This window comes from Mycobacterium hippophais (assembly GCF_027529605.1).
GTDB lineage: Bacteria > Actinomycetota > Actinomycetes > Mycobacteriales > Mycobacteriaceae > Mycobacterium > Mycobacterium arseniciresistens.
In genome coordinates this window covers 224482-248860 of sequence record NZ_JAPZPY010000004.1, presented here as the reverse complement: position 1 = coordinate 248860, position 24379 = coordinate 224482, and the positions used below count along the sequence as shown (strand labels likewise).

Sequence of the window (24379 nt, the reverse complement as noted above, 5' to 3'; positions counted from 1 at the left end):
TGACATGGCTTTCCAGGTGTGGCTGACGTTCCTGGGCGCGGCGGTCCTGATCAGCGTGTCCCCGGGTGCGGGTGCCGTGCAGTGCATGGCGACCGGCCTCACCCACGGCGTGCGGCGCGGGTACTGGTCGATCGCCGGCCTCGAGGTCGGGCTGATGCTGCAGCTGGCGCTGGTGGCCGTCGGACTGGGCGCGGCGGTGGCCAATTCGATCCTGGCGTTCCACATCATCAAGTGGATCGGGGTGGCCTACCTGCTCTACCTCGCGGTGCACCAGTGGCGAGCCGCGGCCGTCGACCTGCGCGCCCAGGTCGGCAGGACCGTCGACGGCGGCCGCATCGCCCTGCTGGTGCGCGGTTTCCTGGTCAACGCCACCAACCCCAAGGGCCTGGTGTTCTTCCTCGCGGTGCTGCCGCAGTTCGTGGTCCCGACCGCGCCGCTGCTGCCGCAGTACCTGGCGATCGGGGCGACGATGGTCGCAGTCGACCTCGTGGTCATGGGGCTCTACACCGGGCTGGCGGCCCGGCTGATCCGCTGGCTGCACACCCCGCGGCAGCAGACGATCCTCAACCGGTCACTGTCCGGGTTGTTCGCCGCCGCCGCGGTGGTGCTGTCACTGGTCCGCCGCGGCGGGCCCGCGACCGCCTGACCCATCCGGGTGCGCTGACCGGAACCGTGCCGCTTTCGCCTGATTTCCGCAGGTCTGCATGCTGCACCAGCGGCGGCGCCGGCCGCGGGAGCTGTCGACGAAGAACCAGCCGCAGCGGTCGCAGGTCCGCACCGGCCTGGCGTTGGGGCGCAGCACCAGCGCGATCGCGCGCAGCGCGAGAACGGTGAGCGCCCCGGCCGCGGCGCCTGCCGCCGCGGAACCGTCGGGATGCACCGCGACGTCGCCTGCCATCCCCCGGTGCGCGGCCGCCAGCAGGCCGGCGAGCGCATCCGACGGGAGCCGACGACCGTCGCGCTGCGCGTCGAACACCGCCCAGCACAGCGCGCGCAGCTCACGCGCCTCCCGCAGCTCAGTCAAGGAGACCTGCGCGCCCGACGGCAGCAGCGCCGCGTGCGCGAACCAGCCGGCGAGGTCGTCGGCACTGTCCAGCAGGTCGGCGCCCAGCTCCGGCGTCCGCCGGTAGACGGTGTTCGCGAAGTCGAGTACGACGTCACCGGCGACGAAGTGGCCGTCGGTCCATGTGGTGCTCAGGTCCTGGCCCCCGCCCGGTCCAGCACGTCCCCGACGAAGGTGACCAGCAGCTCGGCGACCTCGGCGGCGTGGGTCTCGAGCAGCTGGTGGCCGCCGTCGTAGAGATGGGCGTCGAGCGTGGCCATGTCCCGGTGGTACGCCAGCACCTCGGCGATGTCGAAGAACGGGTCGTGCCTGCCCCAGAGCACCAGGCACGGCGGCTGATGCTGACGGTGATAGGCCGCGATGTCGGGGAACCGGGCGACGTGGTTGCGGTAGTCGTAGAAGAGCTGGAACTGGACGTCGACGTTCCCGGGCCGGGAGATCCGTTCCCAGTCGAGATGCCACGACTCGCGCGGATGGAGGTCCTGGAGCTCCTCCGGCAGGCCGCCGATGTACTGGTCACGGGTGCCGTCGAAGTTCAGCCAGTCCGGCAGCGCCGCCCGGTTCGCCGGCGTCGGGTCCGCCCAGAACCGGCGGGGCGCGTCCCACGCCTCGTGCAGCCCGGCCTCGTGGGTGTTGCCGTTCTGCAGGACGAGGCCGAGCACCCGTTCCGGGCGCCGCATCGCCATCAGATATCCGACGGGCGTGCTGTAGTCCGTCACGTAGAGCACGTAGCGCTGCACGCCGAGGTCGTCGAGCAGCGACTCGATGACCCGGGACAGGTGCTCGAAGGTGTACTCGAACTCCTCGAGCGGCGGCGCATCGGAGAAGCCGAACCCCGGCAGGTCGGCGGCGATCGCATAGACGTGCTCCCCGAGAACCGGCAGCACGTCGCGGAACGAGTACGACGACGTCGGGAAGCCGTGCAGCAGGAGCACGGCCGTCGACGACGGCGTACCAGACTCGCGGTAGTGCACCCGCAATCCGTCGACGTGGCGGTAGAGGTGCCTGGTCTTGACGGTGCGTTTCACGGGAGGACTCCTTTCATCGAGGTCGCTCTCCCTAGAGTAACCGTTATCAACCTTTTAACAGTTACTCTTCCCGATGTGGATGCCGGCTCGTGCCGTCGATGCTCATTCGCGGTTCATCTCGTGGACACCCCCGCGCATCGCGGTGTGGCCACTCTCGTCGAGTGACGAATCGCCTTCCGCGCCGGTCGATGCTGCGCGCAGCACTCCTCGTGCCCGCCGGCGCAGCTCTCGCCGGCGGCGCCCTCACCTCGTGTGGGTCCGCCGCGACATCCGCACCCGGTCTGGTGCGGGCACGACCCCGGCTGACACACGGGGTGGCATCCGGAGATCCACGGCCCGACGGAGCGCTGCTCTGGGCCCGGTCGGACACCCCCGCGACCATGATCGTGGAGACCGCGTCCAGCGAGGAGTTCAGGGATCCCGTCCTGGTGCGCGGCCCGCTGCTGACACCCGACAGCGACGGGACCGGACGCCTCCGCCTCACCGGGTTGGAACCGGGTCAGCAGGTGCACTATCGCGTGACCCTGGAAGGCGACGACGGGGCGCGGGGCGAACCACTCACCGGAGTCTTCACCACCGCCCCGGCCGCGCCCGCCGACATCCGGTTCCTCTGGTCGGGCGACGTCGCCGGCCAGGGCTGGGGCATCAACGCCGACACCGGCGGCATGACGGTCTGGAGGGTGATGGCCGACCGCCGGCCCGACTTCTTCATCCACTCGGGTGATGCGATCTACGCCGACAACCCCATCACGGCCACCCAGAAGCAGAACAACGGGAAGATCTACCGCAACGTCACCGCACCCGCGAAGGACCAGGTGGCCCAGACCCTCGACCAGTTCCGCGGCAACTACCAGTACAACCTGACCGACGCGAACTACCTGTACTTCAACGCCGCTGTGCCGCAACTCGTCCAGTGGGACGACCACGAGGTCATCAATAACTGGTACCCGGGCGAGGAACTCGGGGGTCAGTCACGCAAGGGCTACACCCAACCCGATCTCGACGCGCTGGCCGGCTTCGGGTATCAGGCGTGGCGGGAGTGGCAACCCATCGACGTCAGCGAGTCCGTCGGCGGGCGGGTCCACCGCCGGATCGCGTACGGTCCTTTGCTCGACGTCTTCATGCTGGATATGCGCAGCTACAAGAACCCCAATCCGGACGCCTGGTCCACCGGCGGTGGTGCCGGAGTGCTCGGCGCCGCGCAGTCGCAGTGGTTGATCGACTCCCTTCGCGCGTCGAAAGCCACGTGGAAGGTGGTCGCCAACGACCTGCCGTTGGGGATCGTCGTCCCCGACGCGGCGTCCGATCCGCCGAGCGGGCCGAAGTCGATCGAGGGCGTGGCTCAGGGTGATCCGGGCCGGCCGCTCGGGCGGGAGGCCGAGATCGCCCGGATCCTCACCGTGACAAAGGACGTCCCGAACATCGTCTACCTGACCGCCGACGTGCACTGCACGGCGGCGATCTCCTACCACCCCAACCGGGCGGCGTTCACAGACTTCAGCCCGTTCTACGAGTTCGTCTCCGGGCCGCTCAACGCGGGCGCGTTCCCGGCCAGCCCGCTCGACGGAACCTTCGGCGCGGCATACGAGTTCGTACACGCACCGACCGAGGAGAACACCTCGCCCGCAGAGGGTTTCCAGCATTTCGGCGAGGTGACTATAGACAAGGATTCGCGAGCCCTCACCGTCAACCTCTGTGACAGCACCGGCGCTGTGCTGTGGTCGAAGGCGCTCCCGGCGGCCTAGACGTCCAGGCCGATGTCGAGCACCCGCACGGAGTGGGTGAGTGCGCCGACCGCCAGGTAGTCCACCCCGGTGCGGGCGTAGTCGGCCGCCGTGTCGAGGGTCAGCCCGCCCGACGACTCGAGCCTGGTGGCGGGCGCGGCGTTGTTGCGGCGTTGCACGGCGATCTGGGTCTGCCAGACCGGGAAGTTGTCGAGCAACACCAGTCCGTCGGCTCCCAAGCCTTCCGCCAGCACCTCGTCGAGTTGTTCCAGGGAGTCCACCTCGACCTCGCACGGCAGGTCGGGGGCCGCCGCACGGACCTTGCGCAGCGCCGCCACCACCGAGCCTGCCGCCGCGACGTGGTTGTCCTTGATGAGCGCGGCGTCGCCGAGGCCCATCCGGTGGTTCTCCCCGCCGCCGACCCGCACCGCGTACTTCTGCAGCGCCCGCAGTCCCGGCAGCGTCTTGCGGGTGTCGCGGATCCGGGCGTCGGTGCCGGCCACCGCGTCCACCCATGCGGCGGTGGCGGTCGCGATCCCCGACACGTGGCAGACCAGGTTCAGCATGGTGCGTTCGGCGGTCAGCAGGCCCCGGGTCGGCCCCTCGACGGTGAGCAGCGCGTCCCCGGCGTCGAGCCGGGCACCCTCGTCCACGCGGTGGGTGATCCGGTAGGCGTCGCGGCCGATCACCTCGTCGAGGACGAGCACCGCGAGGTCCAGTCCGGCGGCCACGCCCGGTTCGCGGGTGACCATCGCCGCGGTGGTGGTGGCGTGCTCGGCGACCGTGGCCCGGGTCGTGATGTCCGGGCCGTATCGCAGGTCCTCGTCGAGCGCCCGGGTGACCGTGTCGCGGGCCTCCCGCAGTTCCGCCTCGCTCAGCGTCGTCAGCAGCATGCCGCGATCTCCTCCTGTGCGTGCACGCGGCCGTCGGCGTCGCGGGTGATGCCGATGCTCACGGCCTGGTGCGGATCGGTGTCCGGATGGTCCCCGCGGTGGTGGCAGCCTCTCGACTCGGTGCGGTGCGCGGCGGCCGCCGCCACGGCCCGCGCCGTCAGGGTGAGTGCCGCGTCCTCGGCGTCGGCACGCCCACGCATCCGGCGCAGCGGCGCGTCGTCGAGCGTGTCGAGCAGGTGCCGCAGGCCCGCTCCGTCGCGCACCACCGAGGCGTTCGCGCTCATCGCGGCCTGCAGTCCGGCCCGCGGCGCCGCGGGGACCGGGGCCGGATCGACGACCTCGGCGCGCGGGGCACCGCAGGCCGCGGCGTGCCCGGCGGCCGCGCGGCCGGCTCGACCGCCCACCACCAGGCCTTCGAGCAGGCTGTTGGATGCCAACCGGTTCGCGCCGTGCATGCCGGTGCGGGCCACCTCGCCCGCCGCGAACAGGCCGGGCAGCGAGGTGCGGCCTGCGACGTCGGTGATCACGCCGCCACAGCTGTAGTGCGCACCCGGCACGACCGGGATCGGCTCGCGGACGGGGTCGACGCCTGCCGCATGGCATGCCGCGGTGACGGTGGGGAACCTGCGCTCGAAGTCGTCGATGCGCCGGGCGTCGAGGAACACGCAGGGGTCACCGGTCTGCCGCAGCCGGTCGTCGATCGCCGCGGCGACCACGTCGCGCGGCGCGAGGTCACCCATCGGGTGCACCCCCGCCGTCACCGGCGCGCCGCTCCCGTCGACGAGGTTCGCACCCTCACCGCGGATCGCCTCGGTGACCAGCGGGCGGCGGCCGCCACCGGGTCCGGTGTACAGCATGGTCGGGTGGAACTGGATGAACTCGACGTCGCTGACGGCGACGCCCGCCTCCAGTGCCAGCGCGACACCGTCACCGGTCGACCCCTCCGGATTGGTGGTGGCCGAGTAGAGCTGGCCCAGTCCGCCGGTCGCCAGGATCACCGTCGGGGCGTGCACCACGCCGAGGCCGTCGGCGTTGAGCACCAGCAGGCCCGTCACCGCGGCGCCGTCGTGCAGCACCTGCAGCGCGACGTGGTCACGCCGGATGTCGAGGCGGGCCGCCGCCCGGTCGAGCGCACGCTGCACCTCGGCGCCGGTGGCGTCGCCGCCCGCGTGGATGATGCGCCGCCGGGTGTGCCCGCCCTCGCGGGTCAATGCCCAACGCCCGCTTGCGCTCTCATCGAAGCGGGCGCCGTCGTCGACGAGGTCGGCCACGGCACGGTAGCCGTCGGCGACGATCGACCGGACCGCGTCGGGGTCACACAGGCCACCGCCGGCGGCCAGCGTGTCGGCGACGTGGGCGGTCACCGAGTCGTCGGTGTCGGCCAGGCCATCGGGCAGCACCACCGCGATGCCACCCTGGGCGTAGAAGGTGGCCGTCACCCCCTCCGACTCCGAGGCCTTGCTGAGCACCAGGACCCTGCTGCCGTGACGCTGCGCGGTGAGCGCGGCGACGAGTCCCGCCACCCCGGTGCCGACCACCACGACGTCGGCGCGGACCTGCCACATGCCGCCGCCGCACGCGGCGAGACGCGTCATTCCCCGCCGCCGGGCTGACCGATCTCGATCATCCGCTGCACGCTGCGCCGGGCCAGCCGGGCGGTCTCGGGATCGACGTCGACGACATCGGTGCCGTGGGTCAGGCTGCGCAGCAGCGCACCAGCGGTGATCATCTTCATGTACTTGCACGACGCCCGGTCGTTGACGGCCTGAAAGTCGATCTCCGGTGCGGCACGGCGCAACTGATGCAGCATGCCGACCTCGGTGGCCACCAGCACCTGGCGTGCCTTGGACTCGCGGGCGGCGTCGAGCATGCCACCGGTGGACAGGATCTTCACTCGCTCGGCCGGGAACGATCCTTCGCCGGCCAGATAGAGAGCCGATGTGGCGCAACCGCATTCGGGGTGGACGAACAGCTCCGCATCGGGGTGCGTGCGGGCCTGCTCGGCCAGCTCGTCACCGTTGATGCCGGCGTGCACGTGGCATTCACCGGCCCACACGTGCAGGTTCGTCCGGCCGGTGACCCGCCGGACGTGTGCGCCGAGGAACTGGTCCGGCAGGAACAGCACCTCGCGGTCCTCCGGGATGGAGGCCACCACCTCGACGGCGTTGGACGACGTGCAGCAGATGTCGGTCAGCGCCTTCACCGCGGCGGTGGTGTTGACGTAGGACACCACCACGGCGTCAGGGTGTTCGGCCTTCCACTCCCGCAGATCGTCGGCGGTGATGGAATCGGCCAGCGAGCAGCCCGCCCGCTGGTCCGGGATGAGCACCGTCTTCTGCGGCGAGAGGATCTTGGCGGTCTCGGCCATGAAGTGCACACCGCAGAACACGATCGTGTCCTCGGGCGCCTCCGCGGCGATCCGCGACAGCGCGAGCGAGTCACCCACGTGGTCGGCGACGTCCTGGATCTCGGGCAGCTGGTAGTTGTGCGCCAGCACGGTGGCGCCGCGCTGGCGGGCCAGCCGCCGGACCTCGGCCGCCCACTCCTCGGTGGGCGCGACGTCGTCTGCCAAGCTTCCGGAGTGATCTCCTGCGAACGTCCGGTCCAGAACCGTCACGGTCGCCTCCTTCGTTCGGTGAGGTTTTCGACTTATGATCGAAAACATGGCCAATCGTAGCACTGCCCACGAAGTGCTCGCCGTCGTGTTCCAGGTTCGCGGGCTGGACACCCGGCAACCCGCCCTCCACGTGCTGTTATGGCAGCGGGCGCTGGCCCCCGAACGCGGCAGGTGGTCACTGCCCGGCGGGCGGCTCGGCGACGACGAGGACCTGATCAGCTCGGTGCGGCGCCAGCTCGCCGAAAAGGTCGACCTGCGTGAACTCGCTCACCTCGAGCAACTGGCCGTGTTCTCCGACCCAGCCCGGGTGCCCGGCACCCGCACCATCGCCTCGACCTTCCTCGGCCTGGTGCCCTCCCCCGCCACGCCGGCCCTGCCCGCCGACACGCGCTGGCACCCGGTGAGCGCGCTGCCGGAGATGGCGTTCGACCACGAGCCGATGGTGCAACACGCCCACGCCCGGCTGGCGGCCAAACTCTCCTACACCAACATCGGATTCGCGTTGTCTCCCAAGGAATTCGCGCTATCGACGCTGCGCGACATCTATGGCGCCGCACTCGGCTACCAGGTCGACGCCACCAATCTGCAACGGGTGCTGGAACGACGCCAGGTGATCAGCCGCACCGGCACCACCGCGCGTTCGGGCAGGAGCGGCGGCCGGCCGCCCGCCCTGTTCCGGTTCGCCGAGTCGCGCTACCGCGTCACCGACGAGTTCGCCGCGTTGCGCCCGCCCGGGTGAGTCGACTGGCTTCTTAACGACCTCTTAAGGGATAGTGGCCGGATGGACTTGGGCAATGCGGCACGGGACACCGGCGCCGAGTGGATCGGCCAGCCGCTGCACGAGGACGTCGCGCCACGGACCCGACCGGTCCTCCCGAGCAGGGATCCCTTCTACCAGCCGCCGGCCGGATACGAACACGCCCGGCCCGGCACCGTGCTGCGGTCGCGGAACGTCGAGCTGGCGTTCCTCGGCCTCGTCCCGCAGAAGTTCACCGCGACCCAGCTGCTCTACCGCACCACGTCCATGAACGGCGAGCCGCAGGCCGGCGTCACCACCGTCGTGGTGCCCACGCAGCGTGACACCACGCGGCCCTGTCCGGTCATGTCCTACCAGTGCGCCATCGACGCGGTGGCCGGGCGCTGCTTCCCGTCCTATGCGCTGCGGCGCGGCGCCAAGGCCATCGGCGCGCTGGCGCAGCTCGAATTCCTTCTCATCGCCGCGGCGCTGGCCGAGGGCTGGGCGGTGTCCGTCCCGGACCACGAGGGCGCCGACGGCTTCTGGGGCACTCCCTACGAGCCGGGTTACCACATCCTCGACGGGGTGCGGGCCGCGCAGAACTGCGAGCGCCTCGGCCTCGCGGCGAACGCGCCGGTCGGCCTGTGGGGTTACTCCGGCGGCGGCCTGGCCACCGCCTGGGCGGCCGAGGTGTGCGGGGATTACGCGCCCGAACTCGACGTGGTGGGGGCCGTTCTCGGCTCGCCGGTGGCCGACCTCGGCCACGCGTTCCGCAGGCTCAACGGCAGCTTCTTCTCCGGACTGCCCGCGATGGTGGTTGCGGCGCTGACGCACACCTTCCCCGAGCTCGACGAGGTGATCCAGGAGCATGCCACCGAAGAGGGCAAGGCGATGCTGCTGCGCATCGAGAAGATGACGACCGCACACGCCGTGCTGCGCTGGATCGGCATGGACATGGGCAAGCTCGTCGACGCGCCGCTCGAGCAGATCCTGCAGACACCGCAGGTGCAGGCCGTTTTCGACCGCATCAAGCTCGGCACCGCCGTGCCCACCCCGCCGGTGCTGATCGTGCAGGCGGTGCACGACCGGATCGTCTCCGTCGACGACATCGACGTCCTGATCGAGTCCTACTGCAGCGGCGGCGCCAACGTCACCTACCACCGGGACATGTTCAGCGAGCACATGCTGCTGCACCCGATGTCGGCGCCGATGACGCTGCGCTGGCTGCGCGACCGGTTCGCCGGCCGCCCGCTGAGCGCCCACATGACGCGGACCAAGTGGCCGACGTTGCTGAACCCGTCGACCTACCGCGGCATGCTGCGGCTCGGGGTGATCAGCGCGAAGGTGATTGCGGGCCGACGGGTTGAGCGTCGTCCGCTGTCCCAGTTCGATCAGTAGGCAGTCGCCGCTCATCCTGCGGCGGCCATCCGCCCAGGTCGTCGCGCGCGGTGGACACAGCGGTCAGCGCGTACACCAGCGCCGCGACGGCGGCCGGGAACAGGATCGTCACCAGAACCTGCAGCGGCGAGTGACCGAAGAACACCGCGGGCGCCTCGGTGACGTAGTGCACCCGGTGCTCGGGTGACACCGGGGCGGCGGCCACGTCCACCGCGCCGTAGCGCAGCCGCGCGAGCCCCGCGCCGACCGCCGCGGCAGCGACGGCCGCCAGAGCACACCCGCCGCTGAGAGCCGCCACCAGCACCGGTCCCCGGTGTACCCGCCACTGCCAGAGCATCACCGCGGCCACCACGGCGACCACCAGCAGCATGCCGACCAACAGGGCCGACGAGGTGAAGAAGTGGTCCGCCTCGTCGCCGAGGAACGCCTTGACCCGCTCACCCTGGCGGTTGAGCACCACCACGCCGTGCACCGGCGGCGCCAGGACCGCCCACAGCGCCCCGACCAGCACGCCCGCGGCGACCAGCCCACCGATCACCACCAGGACCGCGCGCCTGCGGCCGGCCTCCGGCGCCGTCGGCGTGCTCACCGCTGCATCTCCAGGTCGTGCGAGTCGACCAGGCCGTGCCGCGAGCACTTCGCCCACCACCCGTCCGGCCGCACCTGCACGATCATCCGGCGCCCGCAGCCGGCACAGAACCGCGGCGGCTCGAGCCCCAGCTGCGCGGCCGTCGGCACGACGCTGCCCGCGGGCCCGCCGGTGTAGACGTTGTAGACACCGGCGCTCACCGGCGCCGGCAGTTCGTGGCTCATCACCTACGGTTCTACAGGGTCGCGTTGAGCGCCTTGATCGGCATCTGCAGATCCTCGAGCAGCGCGAGGTCCGATTCGGCGGGCCGGCCCAGCGTGGTCAGGTAGTTGCCGACGATGACGGCGTTGATGCCGCCGAGGATGCCCTGCTTGGCGCCCAGGTCGCCGAGCGTGATCTCGCGCCCGCCCGCGAAGCGCAGCATGGTCCGCGGCAGCGCCAGCCGGAACGCCGCGACCGCCTTGAGGGCCTCCGACGCGGGCAGCACGTCCAGATCGCCGAACGGCGTGCCGGGACGCGGGTTGAGGAAGTTCAGCGGCACCTCGTGCGGGTCCAGCTCGGCGAGGTTGGCGGCGAACTCCGCACGCTGCTCCAGCGACTCCCCCATGCCGAGGATGCCGCCGCAGCACACCTCCATGCCGGCCTCGCGGACCATCCGCAGCGTGTCCCAGCGCTCCTCCCACGAGTGGGTGGTGACGACGTTGGTGAAGAACGACCGCGCGGTCTCCAGGTTGTGGTTGTAGCGGTGCACGCCCATCGCCGCCAGCTGCTCGACCTGCTCCTCGGTCAGCATGCCCAGCGAGCAGGCGATCTGGATGTCGACCTCGTTGCGGATGGCCTCGATGCCCGCGGCGACCTGCGCCAGCAGCCGCTCGTCCGGGCCGCGCACCGCCGCCACGATGCAGAACTCCGTCGCGCCGGTCTTGGCGGTCTGCTTGGCGGCCTCGACCAGGCTGGGGATGTCCAGCCAGGCGCTGCGGACCGGGGAGGCGAACAGCCCGGACTGCGAACAGAAGTGGCAGTCCTCGGGGCACCCGCCCGTCTTGAGGCTGATGATGCCCTCGACCTCGACGTCGGGTCCGCACCACTTCATCCGCACGTCGTGGGCGAGCGCCAGGAGGTCGTCGAGGCGGTCGTCGCCCAGCTGCAGCACCTGCAGCGTCTGGTCCTGCGTGAGACCCTCGCCGCGTTCGAGCACCTGCTCGCGTGCCACTGCCAGAATGTCGCTCACCCGTTACTCCTCACGTATTGAACGGTGTTCAGGTTAGGATAGTCGCGTGCAGCTGCACAAACGCGACGTGGTCGACGCGGCGACCACCATCCTCGACGAGTACGGCATCAGCGACCTGACGATGCGCCGGCTCGCCCGTGAGCTCAACGTCACAGCGGGGGCGCTGTACTGGCACTTCGCCAACAAGCAGCAGCTCCTCGGCGCGGTGGCCGATCGCATCCTCGAACCGGTCGGCGACGTGCCCGGCGGCTGGCGTGATCGCATCGCCGGCCTCGCCGGCACGCTGCGCGACGCGCTGCTGTCGCACACCGACGGCGCCGAGCTGGTCTCGGCGAGTTTCGCCGCGGGCCAGTCCGAGGCGATGACCCGGATCGTCGGACACCTCGGCGCGGCGGCGACCGATGCCGGGGTCGACCCCGCGCACACGGATCTGGCGGCCCGCACGGTGGTCTACTACGTGCTCGGCTTCACCGCCGACGAGCAGTCCCGGTTGCAGTGGGACGCCGCAGGCGCGGAGCTTCCCGAGGGTCAGTCGGCGCTGGGCGACGACGCCACCGCCCGATTCGGCTTCGGCGTCGAACTGCTGGTCAACGGCATCGGAGTCGCCGAACACGAATGGGTGCGCGGGACGCGACCGTGATCGCCGTCGACGACGTGCGCGCTGTCACCGCGACATTGCCAAGGGCCTATGAGGTCGTGGTGCGCGATCAGATCAAGTTCCGCGTGGGGGCCATCGTCTTCGCGGCCCTCTCCCGCGACGAGACGGTGATGGGAGTCGCGTTCCCCAAGGAGGAACGGGCCGCGATGATCGCGTCCGAGCCGGACAGGTTCCTGCCGCCGCGGGAGTCCGACATGAGATTCAACTGGATCCACTTGCGCCTCGCCGCATTCGAGCTCGAGGAGGTGCGCGAGCTGGTGATCGACGGCTGGCGGATGTGCGTGCCGAAGAGCGTCTCCGCGACGCTCAGCTGATCGGATACTCGATCTTCTCGTCGCCGTCCCAGTGCCGCAGCCCGACGGCGCGGCCCCGCACGTCGCGCGTCACGGACGCCACGGCGAACGCGGCGGGCAGCTGGTCGGCCGGAACGCGTCGCGCCAGCGTCACGTGCGGCGTCCAGTGACCCGGATCGGCATGCGGCAGAACGCCGTTCGGCATGTGCGGCAGGCACAGCCGATGGACCTCCCCGTGTAGCGCCAACAGTTCCGCCGAGGGAACGAGCAGCCGCACCAGCGTGAAGGCGCGGCCGCCGAACAGCATGGGCGCGCCGATCGTGCACTCCAGCGGCAGCCGCGCCAGCACGGGACGCAACGCCGTGTCGACCGCGGCGTCCATCCCTTCGGCGACCGTCAGCGTCACGTGCGGACGGTTGCTCGGCGACCTGTGCCCCGCCTGGCTCCGCACGCGCGCCGCCATCAGCTCGTCCCACACCTGCCGGATCGCGGCATCGGTGTCGTCGTCGAAGATCAGCTCGACGCTGTGCACCACTAGAGACTCGCGATCCAGCCGGGGTCGAACGCCGCAGCGCTCATCGCCTCGAACTCCGCCGCGCTCATGGTTCCCGCGCCCGCAGGCAGGACCGCCCGCACCGGTGCCAGTCCGGACAGCGACTCCCTGTTGTCCGCCTCGGCCACACCCGGCTGCGGTGGCCACGCGCCGATCACCACGCCGGCGCACGGGACGTCATCGCGGGCGAGCGCTTCCAGCGTCAGCGCGGTGTGGTTCAGGGTGCCGAGGCCGGCCTTCACCACCACCAGCACCGGCGCGGACAGCGCCATCGCGAGGTCGCGCAGCGTCGCGCCGTCGGCGCCGACGTGCACGAGCAGCCCGCCCGCCCCCTCGACCAGCGTCAGCCGGCCGGGAGCGTCCACCGCGCGCACCGAGTCCACCAGATCGCCGAGCGTGGGCAGCGGCAGGCCGGCGCGGCGGGCCGCGGCCACCGGAGCCAGCGGTTCGGGATAACGCCACGACCCGTGCAGCGACGTCACCCCCGAGAGGCGTCGCACCTCGGCCAGGTCGTCGTCGCCGTCACCGTCGTCGGACCAGGCGCCGGTCTGTACGGGTTTGCAGACCGCGACGTCGACGCCGGCCAACCGCGCCGCGCACGCCAGCGCCGCCGTCGCGACCGTCTTGCCGACGCCGGTGTCGGTGCCGGAGACGAGGCAGACGGTCACCCGCGGGCCGCGGCCAGCGCGCGGGTCAGCACGTCACGGGCCAGCGCCATGTCGTCGTCGGTGAGCGACGCGCGCGCGGTCAGCCGCAGCCGCGACGTCCCCGCGGGCACCGTCGGCGGCCGGAAACACCCGACCCGCACCCCGTGCTCCAGGCAGTCGGCCGCCGCCGCGAGTGCGACCTCCGGCTCGCCGAGCACCACCGACACCACGGCGGACTCGGGGCGTTCGGCGACGCCGCACATGTCGGCCAGGCCTGCGGCCCGATCGAGCACCGCACCGGCCCGCCACGGTTCGGCGGCCAGCAGTCGCAACGCCGCCCACGCCGCGCCGACCGCGGCGGGCGCCAGCCCGGTGTCGAAGATGAACGGCCGCGCCGCGTCGATCAGATGCGCGCGCACCGCCGCCGGTCCCAGCACCACACCGCCCTGACTGCCGAGCGCCTTGGACAGGGTGGTGGTCATGACAATGTCGGGGGCGCCTGCCAGGCCGACCTCCTGCAGCAGCCCGCGCCCGCCGGTGCCGCGCACCCCGAGGCCGTGCGCCTCGTCGACGACGAGCAGTGCGCCGTGGCGCCGGCACACGTCGTGCAGCGCGCGCAGCGGCGCCATCACGCCGTCGGCGGAGAACACCGAGTCGGTCAGCACGACGGCGCGGGATTCGGTGCGCCCGGCCAGCGCCGCGGCGACGGCGTTGACGTCGCGGTGCGGCGTCACGGCGACCCTGGCCCGCGAGAGCCGGCAGGCGTCGACCAGGGAGGCGTGGGTGAGCGCGTCGGAGACCAGCAGTGTCCCCGGCCCGGAGAGTGCGACGACGGCGCCGAGATTGGCGGTGTAGCCCGAGGAGAACACCAGCGCCGACTCGGCTCCGACGAAGTCGGCGAGCGCGCGTTCGAAACCCTCGTGCAGCTCGGTGTTGCCGGTGACGAGCCGGGATCCGGTGGAGCCGGCGCCCCAGGTGCGCAGCGCGTCGACGCCGCCGGCGATGACGTCGGGATGCTGGGACAGGCCCAGGTAGTCGTTGGAGGCCAGGTCGAGTTCGGCGCCGACGAGCGGGCGGGGCCGCAGCGAGCGGCGCAGTCCTTCGGCGCGGCGCTGCTGCTCGACGTCGGCCAGCCATGCCAGCGGTGAGAGGCCCGCGCGTGTCATCCGGCCCCCTCCTCTCGACGACTTGAACACCGTTCAGGTTAGCGCACGGGCGACCGCGACCATCGCCGCGGTGATCCGGTCGACCTCGCCGGCATCGCAGATGTAGGGCGGCATCACGTAGACGAGGTCGCGGAACGGCCGAAGCCACACCCCGTGCTCCAGCGCGGTCACGGTGGCCACCGGCACGTCGACGGGCCGGTCCAGCTGGATCACCCCGATCGCGCCGAGCACCCGCACATCGGCGACGCCCGTCACCTCCCGCGCCGGCGCCAGCCCGGTGCGCAGACCCGCCTCGATGGCACGCACCCGGGCCCGCCAGTCCCCCGCGAGCAGCAGCTCCACCGAGGCCACCCCGACCGCGCACGCCAGCGGGTTGGCCATGAACGTCGGCCCGTGCATTAGCGCGCCGGGCTCCCCCGCGCTGATGGTGTGCGCGATCTCGGAGGTACACAGCGTGGCGGCCAGCGTGATGTACCCGCCCGTGAGTCCCTTGCCGACGCACATCACGTCCGGCCGCACGCCGGCGTGATCGGCCGCGAACAGCTCGCCGGTGCGCCCGAAACCGGTGGCGATCTCGTCGAAGATCAGCAGCACCCCGTGCCGGTCGCAGATGTCCCGCAGGTCGACCAGGTAGCGCGGGTCGTGGAACCTCATCCCGCCCGCACCCTGCACCACCGGCTCGACGATCACCGCCGCCACCTCGTCGGCGTGGGCGGCCAGCAGGCGTTCGAACTCCGCGGAGTAGGCGGGATCGTGGTCGGCGGGCACCGGCGGCGCGAACACCTGCCGCATCATCACGTCGGTCCACAGCGAGTGCATGCCACCCTCGGGGTCGCACACGCTCATCGGGGTGAACGTGTCGCCGTGGTAGCCGCCGCGCCACGTCATCAGCCGGTGCTTGCCGGGCCTGCCGAGGCTGCGCCAGTACTGCAGCGCCATCTTGGCGGCCACCTCGACCGACACCGAGCCGGAGTCGGAGAAGAAAACCGTGTCCAGGCCCTCGGGCGTCACTTCGACGAGCAGCTGCGCCAGCCGGGCCGCCGGCTCGTGGGTGAGGCCGCCGAACATCACGTGGTTCATCGTCGCCAGCTGGTCGACGATCGCCGCGTCGAGCACCGGGTGTCCGTGACCGTGGATGGCGGTCCACCACGACGCCATCGCGTCGAGCACCTCGAGCTCGCGCCCCTCGTGCACCACGGTCAGCTGGGCGCCCCGCGCACCGACCGCGACCACCGGCGGGAACGCCTCGGCGCCGATCGTGCTGTAGGGGTGCCACACGTGGGCGGCGTCGATCGCACTGATCTCCGCGGGCGTCAGGGGCACGGGCTACGAGCCTACTTCTTTGCTCGGGCGGCGGGCGGCGACCACCGCGACATGAGTCATCGGCAGAAGTTGGGTAAATTGCTTCTCGACCATGATCACCCTCGCCGCCCCCAGGCCGGCGCCCGCCACCGAGATCGGTTCCGCGCCGCGCGCCTCCATGGGTTCCCGAACGTCGGGCTTCTACCGACACGACCTCGACGGTCTTCGTGGTGTCGCGATCGTGATGGTGGCGGTGTTCCACATCTGGTTCGGCCGCGTCTCCGGCGGTGTCGACGTCTTCCTGGCGCTGTCGGGCTTCTTCTTCGGCGGCCGTCTGCTGCGCGCGGCGCTCACCCCCGGCGTGACCCTTCGGCCGGGGCGCGAGGTCATCCGGCTGGGGCGGCGGCTGCTCCCGGCGCTGGTGGTGGTGCTGGCCGCCGCCGCGGTGTTGACGATCCTCGTCCAGCCCGAGACCCGGTGGGAGACCTTCGCCGACCAGAGCCTGGCCAGCCTCGGCTACTACCAGAACTGGGAGCTGGCCAACACGGCGTCGGACTACCTGCGGGCAGGCGAGACGGTCAGCCCGCTGCAGCACATCTGGTCGATGTCGGTGCAGGGCCAGTTCTACATCGCCTTCCTGGCGCTGATCCTCGGCCTGGCCATGCTGCTGCGCCGCGTCCTGCGGCGCCACCTCAAGGCCGTGTTCGTGGTGGTGCTCACCACGCTGACCGTCGCGTCGTTCGTGTACGCGATCTTCGCGCACGACGCCGACCAGGCCACCGCCTACTACAACAGTTTCGCGCGGGCCTGGGAGTTGCTGCTCGGCGCGCTGGCGGGCGCGCTGGTGCAGTACGTGCGCTGGCCGATGTGGCTGCGGACGATCGTTGCGACAGTCGCGCTGGCGGCGATCCTCGCCTGCGGCGCGCTGATCGACGGCGTCAAGGAGTTCCCCGGCCCCTGGGCGCTGGTGCCGGTCGGCGCCACCATCCTGTTCGTGCTGTCGGCCGCCAACCGGCTCGCCGACCCGCACACCGGCGGCCGGCTGCCCGCCCCCAACCGGCTGCTGGCCACCGCGCCGTTCGTCGCCCTCGGTGCGATGGCCTACTCCCTGTACCTGTGGCACTGGCCGCTGCTGATCTTCTGGCTCTCCTACACCGGCCACCAGCGCGCGAGCTTCCTCGACGGCGCGGGCGTGCTGCTGGTGTCGGGTGTGCTGGCCTGGCTGACCACCCGCTACATCGAGGAGCCGCTCCGCTACCGCGCGCCTGCGGCGACCAGCCCCGCGGTGCCTCTGCGCAAGCGGTTGCGCAGGCCGACGATCGTGCTCGGCTCGGTGGTCGCGCTGCTCGGCGTGGCGCTGACGGCGACCTCGTTCACGTGGCGCGAACACGTCACCGTCGAACGTGCCAGCGGCAAGGAGCTGTCCGGCCTGTCGGCCCGCGACTACCCCGGTGCTCGCGCGCTGCTCAACCAGGCGAAGGTGCCCAAGCTACCGATGCGGCCCACCGTGCTGGAGGCCAAGAAGGACCTGCCCGCCACCACCAACGACGGCTGCATCAGCGACTTCGACAACATCGGTGTGATCAACTGCACCTACGGCGACAAGACCGCGACCCGCACCATCGCCCTGGCAGGCGGATCGCACGCCGAGCACTGGGTCACCGCGCTCGACCTGCTCGGCCGGCTGCACAACTTCAGGGTGGTCACCTACCTGAAGATGGGTTGCCCGCTCACCACCGAAGAGGTGCCGCTGGTGATGGGCGACAACCGGCCGTACCCGAAGTGCCATCAGTGGAACGAACGGGTGATGGACAAGCTGATCGCCGACCACCCCGACTACGTGTTCACCACCTCGACCCGGCCGTGGATCACCAAGCCGGGCGACGTCATGCCGCCGAGCTACCTCGGTATCTGGGAAAGGTTGTCGCAGAACCGGATTCCGATCCTCGCTATGCGCGACACGCCTTGGCTGGTGCGCGACGGCGAGCCGTACTTCCCGGCCGACTGCCTGGCCGACGGCGGCGATGCGATCTCCTGCGGCATCAAGCGGGCCGAGGTACTCTCCGACCACAACCCGACACTCGACTTCGTCGCTCAATTCCCGATGCTGAAGGCCCTCGACCTGAGCGACGCGGTGTGTCGCCAGGACTACTGTCGCGCAGTGGAGGGAAACATATTGCTGTATCACGACTCTCACCACATCTCGGCAACGTACATGCGCACCATGACCAACGAACTGGGACGACAGATCGCCGCTGCCACCGGCTGGTGGTGACCCCGTGACCGCAGCATCCCCCGCGCCGAAGCCGCGCAGCGCCACCACCGTCTGGCCGGGCGAGTCCTATCCGCTCGGCGCCACGTATGACGGTGCCGGCACCAACTTCTCGTTGTTCTCCGAGGTCGCCGACCGCGTCGAACTGTGCCTGATCGCCAAGGACGGCACCGAGGAGCGGATCGACCTCGAAGAGGTCGACGGATACGTGTGGCACGCCTACCTGCCCACCGTCACCCCGGGACAGCGCTACGGATTCCGCGTGTACGGGCCTTGGGACCCGCCCGCCGGGCACCGGTGCGACGCGAGCAAGCTGCTGCTCGACCCCTACGGCAAGTCCTTCCACGGCGACTTCGACTTCGGCCAGGAGCTGTTCTCCTACGACCTGACCGCAGACGACCTCGCCTCCGGTGGCACGCCGCCGCAGCTGGATTCACTCGGGCACACCATGACCAGCGTGGTGATCAACCCGTTCTTCCAGTGGGGATCCGACCGGGCGCCGCGCACGCCCTATCACGAGACGGTGATCTACGAGGCCCATGTCAAGGGCATGACGCAGACCCACCCAGGCATCCCGGAGGAGCTGCGCGGCACCTATGCGGGCCTGGCCCACCCGGTGATCATCGACCACCTCAAGTCGATGAACATCACCGCGATCGAACTGATGCCCGTGCACGCCTTCATGCACGATCACCGGCTGCTCGACCTGGAACTGCGAAACTACTGGGGCTACAACACCTTCGGGTTCTTCGCTCCGCATCACCAGTACGCGTCCAACCGGCACGCCGGCGGCGCCGTCGCCGAGTTCAAGACGATGGTGAAGGCCTTCCACGAGGCGGGCATCGAGGTCATCCTCGACGTCGTCTACAACCACACCGCCGAAGGCAATCACCTCGGGCCCACGATCAACTTCCGCGGTATCGACAACGCGGCCTACTACCGGCTGCTCGACGGCGACCTGCGGCTGTACAAGGACTTCACCGGCACCGGCAACAGCCTCAACGCCCGCCACCCGCACACCCTGCAGCTGATCATGGACTCGCTGCGCTACTGGGTGCTGGACATGCACGTCGATGGATTCCGCTTCGACCTGGCCTCCACCCTGGCCCGCGAGTTCTACGACGTGGACCGGCTGTCGGCGTTCTTCGACCTGGTGCAGCAGGACCCGGTGGTCAGTCAGGTCAAGCTGATCGCCGAACCGTGGGACATCGGCGAAGGCGGTTACCAGGTCGGCAATTTCCCAGGTTTGTGGACCGAGTGGAACGGGAAGTATCGCGACACTGTGCGTGATTACTGGCGGGGCGAGCCCGCGACCCTCGGCGAGTTCGCCTCGCGGCTGACCGGATCGTCCGACCTCTACGAGGCCACCGGACGCCGGCCCAGCGCCAGCATCAACTTCGTCACCTGCCACGACGGCTTCACCCTGAACGACCTGGTGTCGTACAACGAGAAGCACAACGAGGCCAACGGTGAGGACAACCGCGACGGCGAGAGCCACAACCGGTCCTGGAACTGCGGCGTGGAGGGGCCGACCGACGATCCCGAGATCACGGCGCTGCGCGGCAAGCAGATGCGCAACATCCTGGCGACGCTGATGTTGTCGCAGGGCACGCCGATGATCGCGCACGGCGACGAGATCGGCCGCACACAGCGCGGCAACAACAACGTGTACTGCCAGGACTCCGACATCGCCTGGATGGACTGGTCGCTGTGCGAGACCAACGCCGACCTGCTGGACTTCACCCGCAAGGTGATCGGGGTGCGCAAGAAGCACCCGGTGTTCCGGCGCAGGCGGTTCTTCGAAGGAAACCCGATCCGCAGCGGCGACGAGGTGCGCGACATCGCGTGGCTGACACCCGCCGGCACGGAGATGACGCCGCAGGACTGGGGCACCGGGCTGGGCAAGTGCGTCGCGGTGTTCCTCAACGGCGAGGCGATCTTCGCACCGAACGCGCGCGGCGAGCGGGTGGTCGGCGACTCCTTCCTGCTGTGCTTCAACGCCCATGACCGCGTGCAGGACTTCGCCGCGCCGGAGGGCTTCTACGCCAACGAGTGGACCGCCGAGCTCGACACGGCCGATCCCACCGGCGCCACGGACCTGGTGGTGGCCGCGGGCGAGAAGATCTCGCTGCCCGCGCGTTCGGTTCTCGTGCTGCGCAAGACGGCCTGACCGATGGATCGCGTGCTCTCGACGTACCGACTGCAGATGCGCGGCGACTGCTTCACGTTCGCCGACGCCGAGAACGTGCTCGACTACCTGGACGCGCTGGGTGTCTCGCACCTCTACCTGTCGCCGATCCTGACCGCGGCGCAGGGGTCCACCCACGGCTACGACGTCACCGACCCCACCACGGTGTCCCACGCGCTCGGCGGCCCCGACGGCCTCGCACGGCTGTCCGCGGCCGCGAAGGCACGCGGCATGGGTCTGGTGGTCGACATCGTGCCCAACCATGTCGGCGTCGACTCCCCCGCCCAGAACGCCTGGTGGTGGGACCTGCTCACGCACGGCCGCGACTCCGCGTATCACTCCTACTTCGATATCGACTGGGATCTCGATCCCGATCACCGGATCGTGCTGCCGGTGCTGGGCTCCGACGACGACGTCGCCGACCTGGTGGTCGACCACAGCGGTGACGAACCGGTGTTGCGCCTCGGCGATCTGGCCTACCCGATCGCGCCGGGCACCGCGGGCCAGGACGCCACCGGCGCGCAGGTGCACGACCGGCAGCACTACCGCCTGATCGGCTGGCGCAACGGCATCTGCGGATACCGGCGGTTCTTCTCCATCACCTCGCTGGCGGGGTTGCGCCAGGAGGACCGGGCGGTGTTCGAGGCCACCCACACCGAGGTGGGTCGCTGGGTGGCCGACGGTTTGGTCGACGGTGTGCGCATTGACCATCCCGACGGCCTGTCCGACCCGGCCGGCTACCTGGCATGGCTGCGTGACCTGCTCGGCGACGACGCCTGGATCGTGATCGAGAAGATCCTGGCCGTCGACGAACCGCTCGATCTGGGCCTGCCCGTCGCCGGGACGACGGGTTACGACGCGCTGCGCGAGGTAGGCGGGGTGTTCCTCGACCCGGCCGGCGAGGCGCCGCTGACCGAGCTCTACGAGTCCACGGGGGTGGACTACGCGTCGACCCCCGCGGAGGCCCGCAGGCTCAAGGCGCAGGCGGTCACCGACACGCTGGGCAGCGAACTGGCCCGGCTGCATCGCACCGTGACGGGCGCGACGGGCGTCGACCACCCGCAGCTGCCCACCGCGATCGCCGCCCTGCTGAGCCACATCGGCGTGTACCGGTCGGACTACCCGTCGCTGTCGCTGGTGTTGCCCGTCGCCGTCGAGGAGACCGTCGCCGAACGCCCGGATCTCGCCGAACCGCTGGCGATCCTGAGCACGGCGGTCACCGCGAACCGCGAGACGTCGGTGCGGCTGCAACAGCTGTGCGGCGCCTCCACCGCCAAGTCGATGGAGGACTGCCTGTTCTACCGGGACGCCCGGCTGGTGTCGCTCAACGAGGTCGGCAACGAACCCGAGAAGTTCGGGGTCAGCACCGCGGAGTTCCACCAGCGCGCCGACGCCCGCGCCCGGCTGTGGCCGTCTGCGATGACCGCGCTCACCACGCACGACACCAAGCGCGGTGAGGATGTGCGGGCCCGTATCGGGGTGCTCTCGCAGGTGCCCGCACTCTGGGCGCAGTACGTCGAGGCCTGGCTGGAGCGCACCTCGCCACCCGATTCCGGCACCGCGATGTTCCTGCTGCAGAACGTCTTCGGCGTCTGGCCCGCCGACGGCAAGGTGACGCCCGAGCTGCGGGAACGGCTGCACGGCTACGCCGAGAAGGCCATCCGCGAGGCCGCGCTGCACACCACGTGGAACGACCCGGACGAGACCTTCGAATCGGCGGTGCACCGTTGGTTGGACACCGTGCTCGACGGACCCGTCGGCGCCGAACTGACCCGGCTGCTCGAACAGCTCGAGCGGCATGCGCGCAGCGACAGCCTCGGGCAGAAACTGGTGGCCCTCACCGCACCCGGCGTGCCCGACGTGTATCAGGGCACCGAACTGTGGGAGGACAGCCTGGTGGATCCGGACAACCGGCGGCCGGTCGACTACGCCGAGCGGCGGGCGGCGCTGGAGGCGGCCACCCATCCCAAGATCCGGGTGGTGCGCGAGGCGTTGCACCTGCGCCGCGAGCGTCCGGATGCGTTCCTCTCCGGTGACTACCGGCCGGTGCTGGCCGACGGCGCGGCCGCCCAGCACGTGCTGGCCTTCACCCGTGGCGCCGACGTGCTCACCGCGGTGACCCGGCACAGTGTCGGGCTCACCGAATCCGGTTGGGGCGACACGGCGTTGCCGCTCCCCGCGGGCGAGTGGACCGACCGGATCGGCGGCGGACGGTTCAGCGGTTCGGTCCCGGTGAGCGAGCTGTTCGCCGACCTGCCCGTGGCGCTGCTGGAGCGAGCCAATGGTTGAGTTCGCGGTGTGGGCGCCGCGGCGCGAGCGGGTGCGCCTCGATGTGGACGGCACGCTGCATCCGATGGTCGCCTCCGGCGACGGCTGGTGGCGCGCCGACGTCGACGCCCGCATCGACGCGCGGTACGGCTTCGTGCTCGACGATGACCCGAAAGTGCTGCCCGACCCCCGGTCACCGCGCCAGCCCGAGGGCGTGCACGAGCGTTCGCAGCGCTGGCGGCCCGCAGCCGATGCCTGGACCGACTCCGACTGGGCGGGCAGGTCGATCGAGGGTGCGGTGATCTACGAGCTGCACGTCGGCACCTTCACCCCGGCGGGCACCTTCGACGCGGCGATCGACAAGCTGGACCACCTGGTCGATCTCGGTGTCGACGTCGTGGAGCTGATGCCGGTCAACGCATTCGGCGGCACCCACGGCTGGGGCTACGACGGCGTGCTCTGGTACGCGGTGCACGAACCCTACGGCGGCCCCGACGGCCTGATCCGGCTGATCGACGCCTGCCACCGGCGCGGACTGGGCGTGCTGATCGACGCGGTGTTCAACCACCTCGGACCGTCGGGCAACTACCTCCCCCGGTTCGGCCCGTACCTGTCCAGCGGCAGCAATCCGTGGGGCGAGTCGATCAACATCGCCGACGCCGACGCCGACGAGGTGCGCCGCTACATCATCGACTGCGCCCTGCGGTGGATGCGCGAGTTCCACGCCGACGGACTGCGGCTGGACGCCGTGCACGCCCTGGTCGACACCACGGCGATCCACATCCTCGAGGAACTGTCCGCCGAAACCGACGCGCTTTCAGCCGAACTCGGCCGGCCACTGTCATTGATCGCCGAGAGCGACAAGAACGATCCGCGGCTGATCACACCACGCGAGCGGGGCGGCCTCGGGATGACCGCACAGTGGGACGACGACATCCACCACGCCATCCACTCCGCGGTGTCGGGCGAGACACAGGGCTACTACGGTGATTTCGGCTCGCTCGAGACGCTGGCGCAGACGCTGCGGAACGGGTACTTCCACGCGGGCACGTACTCGTCGTTCCGGCACCGCAGGCACGGCAGGCCGCTGGACACCTCATCGATCCCGGCCACCCGGCTGCTCGCGTACACGCTGACCCACGACCAGGTCGGCAACCGCGCCGTCGGCGACCGCCCGTCGCAGAACCTGGAGCCCGGTCAGCTCGCGGTCAAGGCGGCTCTGGCACTCGGATCGCCCTATACCGCCATGCTTTTCATGGGTGAGGAGTGGGCGTCGTCCTCACCGTTCCAGTTCTTCAGCTCCCACCCCGAACCGGAACTCGCGCGGGCCACCGCGGAGGGCCGCAAGGCGGAGTTCGCCGAACACGGCTGGGACGCCGACGAGATCCCCGACCCGCAGGACCCCGAGACGTTCCTGCGCTCCAAGCTGGACTGGGACGAGGTGGCCGGCGGCGACCACGCCCGGATGCTGGCCGTCTACCGCGATCTCATCGCGCTGCGGCACCGCGAACCCGACCTCGCCGATCCGTGGCTGGATCACCTGCGGGTGGACTACGACGAGGAGCAGCGCTGGCTCGTGATGCACCGCGGCGCGTTCGCCGTCGCCTGCAACCTCGGCGCCGACCCGGTAACCGTTCCGGTCACGGGCGAGGTGGTGCTCTCCTGGGACGAGCCGGCGGTGGAGGGCGACTCGACCCGGCTGCCGGGGCACTCCTTCGCGGTGCTGCGCACCGCCTGAGGGACGTCGCCGAGT

General features: G+C 70.7%; 22 protein-coding genes. 10 read left to right on the top strand and 12 right to left on the bottom strand.

All coding sequences use genetic code 11. The annotated features are described in order from the left end of the window. Positions 1 to 4 precede the first annotated feature (4 nt). Complete coding sequence (locus tag O6P37_RS12525; RefSeq protein WP_269894361.1) at positions 5 to 646, top strand: LysE family transporter; 642 nt, start codon at positions 5 to 7, stop codon at positions 644 to 646. Here O6P37_RS12525 and O6P37_RS12520 read toward each other — a convergent pair. Both O6P37_RS12520 and O6P37_RS12515 read right to left on the bottom strand, forming a co-directional pair. Further along, positions 611 to 1198 carry a CGNR zinc finger domain-containing protein gene (locus tag O6P37_RS12520; protein WP_269894491.1) on the bottom strand — a complete coding sequence of 196 codons (588 nt, stop codon included), beginning with the start codon at positions 1196 to 1198 and terminating at the stop codon, positions 611 to 613. The genes O6P37_RS12525 and O6P37_RS12520 overlap by 36 nt on opposite strands. Continuing rightward, positions 1195 to 2091, bottom strand: a complete 897-nt coding sequence (locus tag O6P37_RS12515; protein WP_269894360.1) for an alpha/beta fold hydrolase — start codon at positions 2089 to 2091, stop codon at positions 1195 to 1197. Before O6P37_RS12515 ends, O6P37_RS12520 begins: the two co-directional genes overlap by 4 nt. Positions 2092 to 2279: 188 nt before the next feature. Here O6P37_RS12515 and O6P37_RS12510 point away from each other — a divergent pair, with 188 nt between their 5' ends. Then, positions 2280 to 3836: an alkaline phosphatase D family protein gene (locus O6P37_RS12510; protein WP_269894490.1), complete on the top strand. Its 1557-nt coding sequence runs from the start codon at positions 2280 to 2282 to the stop codon at positions 3834 to 3836. Here O6P37_RS12510 and nadC read toward each other — a convergent pair. From nadC to nadA, 3 genes are read right to left on the bottom strand one after another with little or no spacing between them, the layout of a single operon-like run. Next, positions 3833 to 4708, bottom strand: coding sequence for a carboxylating nicotinate-nucleotide diphosphorylase (nadC, locus tag O6P37_RS12505; protein WP_269894359.1), 876 nt, complete (start codon positions 4706 to 4708; stop codon positions 3833 to 3835). The two genes, O6P37_RS12510 and nadC, sit on opposite strands and share 4 nt — an antisense overlap. Next, positions 4699 to 6303 (bottom strand): L-aspartate oxidase, encoded by a 1605-nt coding sequence (locus O6P37_RS12500; protein ID WP_269894358.1) that lies wholly within the window; start codon positions 6301 to 6303, stop codon positions 4699 to 4701. Before O6P37_RS12500 ends, nadC begins: the two co-directional genes overlap by 10 nt. Continuing rightward, a complete protein-coding gene (gene nadA, locus O6P37_RS12495; protein WP_269894357.1) occupies positions 6300 to 7325 on the bottom strand; it encodes a quinolinate synthase NadA in 1026 nt (341 codons plus the stop codon). Before nadA ends, O6P37_RS12500 begins: the two co-directional genes overlap by 4 nt. Before the next feature lie 46 nt (positions 7326 to 7371). On the opposite strand from nadA, the gene O6P37_RS12490 reads away from it, so the two are divergent. Beyond that, positions 7372 to 8064 carry an NUDIX hydrolase gene (locus tag O6P37_RS12490; RefSeq protein WP_269894356.1) on the top strand — a complete coding sequence of 231 codons (693 nt, stop codon included), beginning with the start codon at positions 7372 to 7374 and terminating at the stop codon, positions 8062 to 8064. A 42-nt stretch (positions 8065 to 8106) separates the two neighbouring features. After that, on the top strand, positions 8107 to 9459 hold the full coding sequence (locus O6P37_RS12485; protein ID WP_269894355.1) for a lipase family protein: 1353 nt from the start codon (positions 8107 to 8109) through the stop codon (positions 9457 to 9459). Here O6P37_RS12485 and O6P37_RS12480 read toward each other — a convergent pair. Genes O6P37_RS12480 through bioB form a run of 3 tightly spaced genes read right to left on the bottom strand, consistent with a single transcriptional unit; the run spans position 9395 to position 11279 of the window. Further along, complete coding sequence (locus O6P37_RS12480; RefSeq protein WP_269894354.1) at positions 9395 to 10048, bottom strand: DUF2567 domain-containing protein; 654 nt, start codon at positions 10046 to 10048, stop codon at positions 9395 to 9397. The two genes, O6P37_RS12485 and O6P37_RS12480, sit on opposite strands and share 65 nt — an antisense overlap. Then, positions 10045 to 10272, bottom strand: a complete 228-nt coding sequence (bsaP, locus tag O6P37_RS12475) for a biotin synthase auxiliary protein BsaP (RefSeq protein ID WP_264015657.1) — start codon at positions 10270 to 10272, stop codon at positions 10045 to 10047. Before bsaP ends, O6P37_RS12480 begins: the two co-directional genes overlap by 4 nt. Positions 10273 to 10283: 11 nt before the next feature. Then, a complete protein-coding gene (gene bioB / locus O6P37_RS12470; RefSeq protein ID WP_269894353.1) occupies positions 10284 to 11279 on the bottom strand; it encodes a biotin synthase BioB in 996 nt (331 codons plus the stop codon). A gap of 46 nt (positions 11280 to 11325) precedes the next feature. On the opposite strand from bioB, the gene O6P37_RS12465 reads away from it, so the two are divergent. Next, positions 11326 to 11919: a TetR family transcriptional regulator gene (locus O6P37_RS12465; RefSeq protein WP_269894352.1), complete on the top strand. Its 594-nt coding sequence runs from the start codon at positions 11326 to 11328 to the stop codon at positions 11917 to 11919. Beyond that, entirely contained in the window at positions 11895 to 12251 is a 357-nt protein-coding gene (locus O6P37_RS12460; RefSeq protein ID WP_269894351.1) for an MmcQ/YjbR family DNA-binding protein, read from the top strand. Before O6P37_RS12465 ends, O6P37_RS12460 begins: the two co-directional genes overlap by 25 nt. On the opposite strand, the gene O6P37_RS12455 is transcribed toward O6P37_RS12460, so the two are convergent. From O6P37_RS12455 to O6P37_RS12440, 4 genes are read right to left on the bottom strand one after another with little or no spacing between them, the layout of a single operon-like run. Continuing rightward, on the bottom strand, positions 12244 to 12765 hold the full coding sequence (locus O6P37_RS12455) for a 2'-5' RNA ligase family protein (protein ID WP_269894350.1): 522 nt from the start codon (positions 12763 to 12765) through the stop codon (positions 12244 to 12246). The two genes, O6P37_RS12460 and O6P37_RS12455, sit on opposite strands and share 8 nt — an antisense overlap. Continuing rightward, positions 12765 to 13451 (bottom strand): dethiobiotin synthase, encoded by a 687-nt coding sequence (gene bioD / locus O6P37_RS12450; RefSeq protein ID WP_269894349.1) that lies wholly within the window; start codon positions 13449 to 13451, stop codon positions 12765 to 12767. The genes O6P37_RS12455 and bioD overlap by 1 nt, the downstream gene beginning before the upstream one ends. Next, a complete protein-coding gene (locus tag O6P37_RS12445; RefSeq protein ID WP_269894348.1) occupies positions 13448 to 14596 on the bottom strand; it encodes an 8-amino-7-oxononanoate synthase in 1149 nt (382 codons plus the stop codon). Before O6P37_RS12445 ends, bioD begins: the two co-directional genes overlap by 4 nt. 33 nt (positions 14597 to 14629) lie before the next feature. After that, positions 14630 to 15919: an adenosylmethionine--8-amino-7-oxononanoate transaminase gene (locus tag O6P37_RS12440; protein ID WP_269894347.1), complete on the bottom strand. Its 1290-nt coding sequence runs from the start codon at positions 15917 to 15919 to the stop codon at positions 14630 to 14632. Between the two features lie 91 nt (positions 15920 to 16010). Here O6P37_RS12440 and O6P37_RS12435 point away from each other — a divergent pair, with 91 nt between their 5' ends. The 4 genes from O6P37_RS12435 to treZ are packed head-to-tail and all read left to right on the top strand — an operon-like array spanning position 16011 to position 24364. After that, positions 16011 to 18173, top strand: a complete 2163-nt coding sequence (locus O6P37_RS12435; protein WP_269894346.1) for an acyltransferase family protein — start codon at positions 16011 to 16013, stop codon at positions 18171 to 18173. Positions 18174 to 18177: 4 nt separating this feature from the next. Next, on the top strand, positions 18178 to 20340 hold the full coding sequence (glgX, locus tag O6P37_RS12430) for a glycogen debranching protein GlgX (RefSeq protein ID WP_269894345.1): 2163 nt from the start codon (positions 18178 to 18180) through the stop codon (positions 20338 to 20340). Positions 20341 to 20343: 3 nt separating this feature from the next. Next, on the top strand, positions 20344 to 22647 hold the full coding sequence (gene treY, locus O6P37_RS12425; protein WP_269894344.1) for a malto-oligosyltrehalose synthase: 2304 nt from the start codon (positions 20344 to 20346) through the stop codon (positions 22645 to 22647). Continuing rightward, positions 22640 to 24364 (top strand): malto-oligosyltrehalose trehalohydrolase, encoded by a 1725-nt coding sequence (gene treZ / locus O6P37_RS12420; protein ID WP_269894343.1) that lies wholly within the window; start codon positions 22640 to 22642, stop codon positions 24362 to 24364. Before treY ends, treZ begins: the two co-directional genes overlap by 8 nt. Positions 24365 to 24379: the final 15 nt, after the last annotated feature.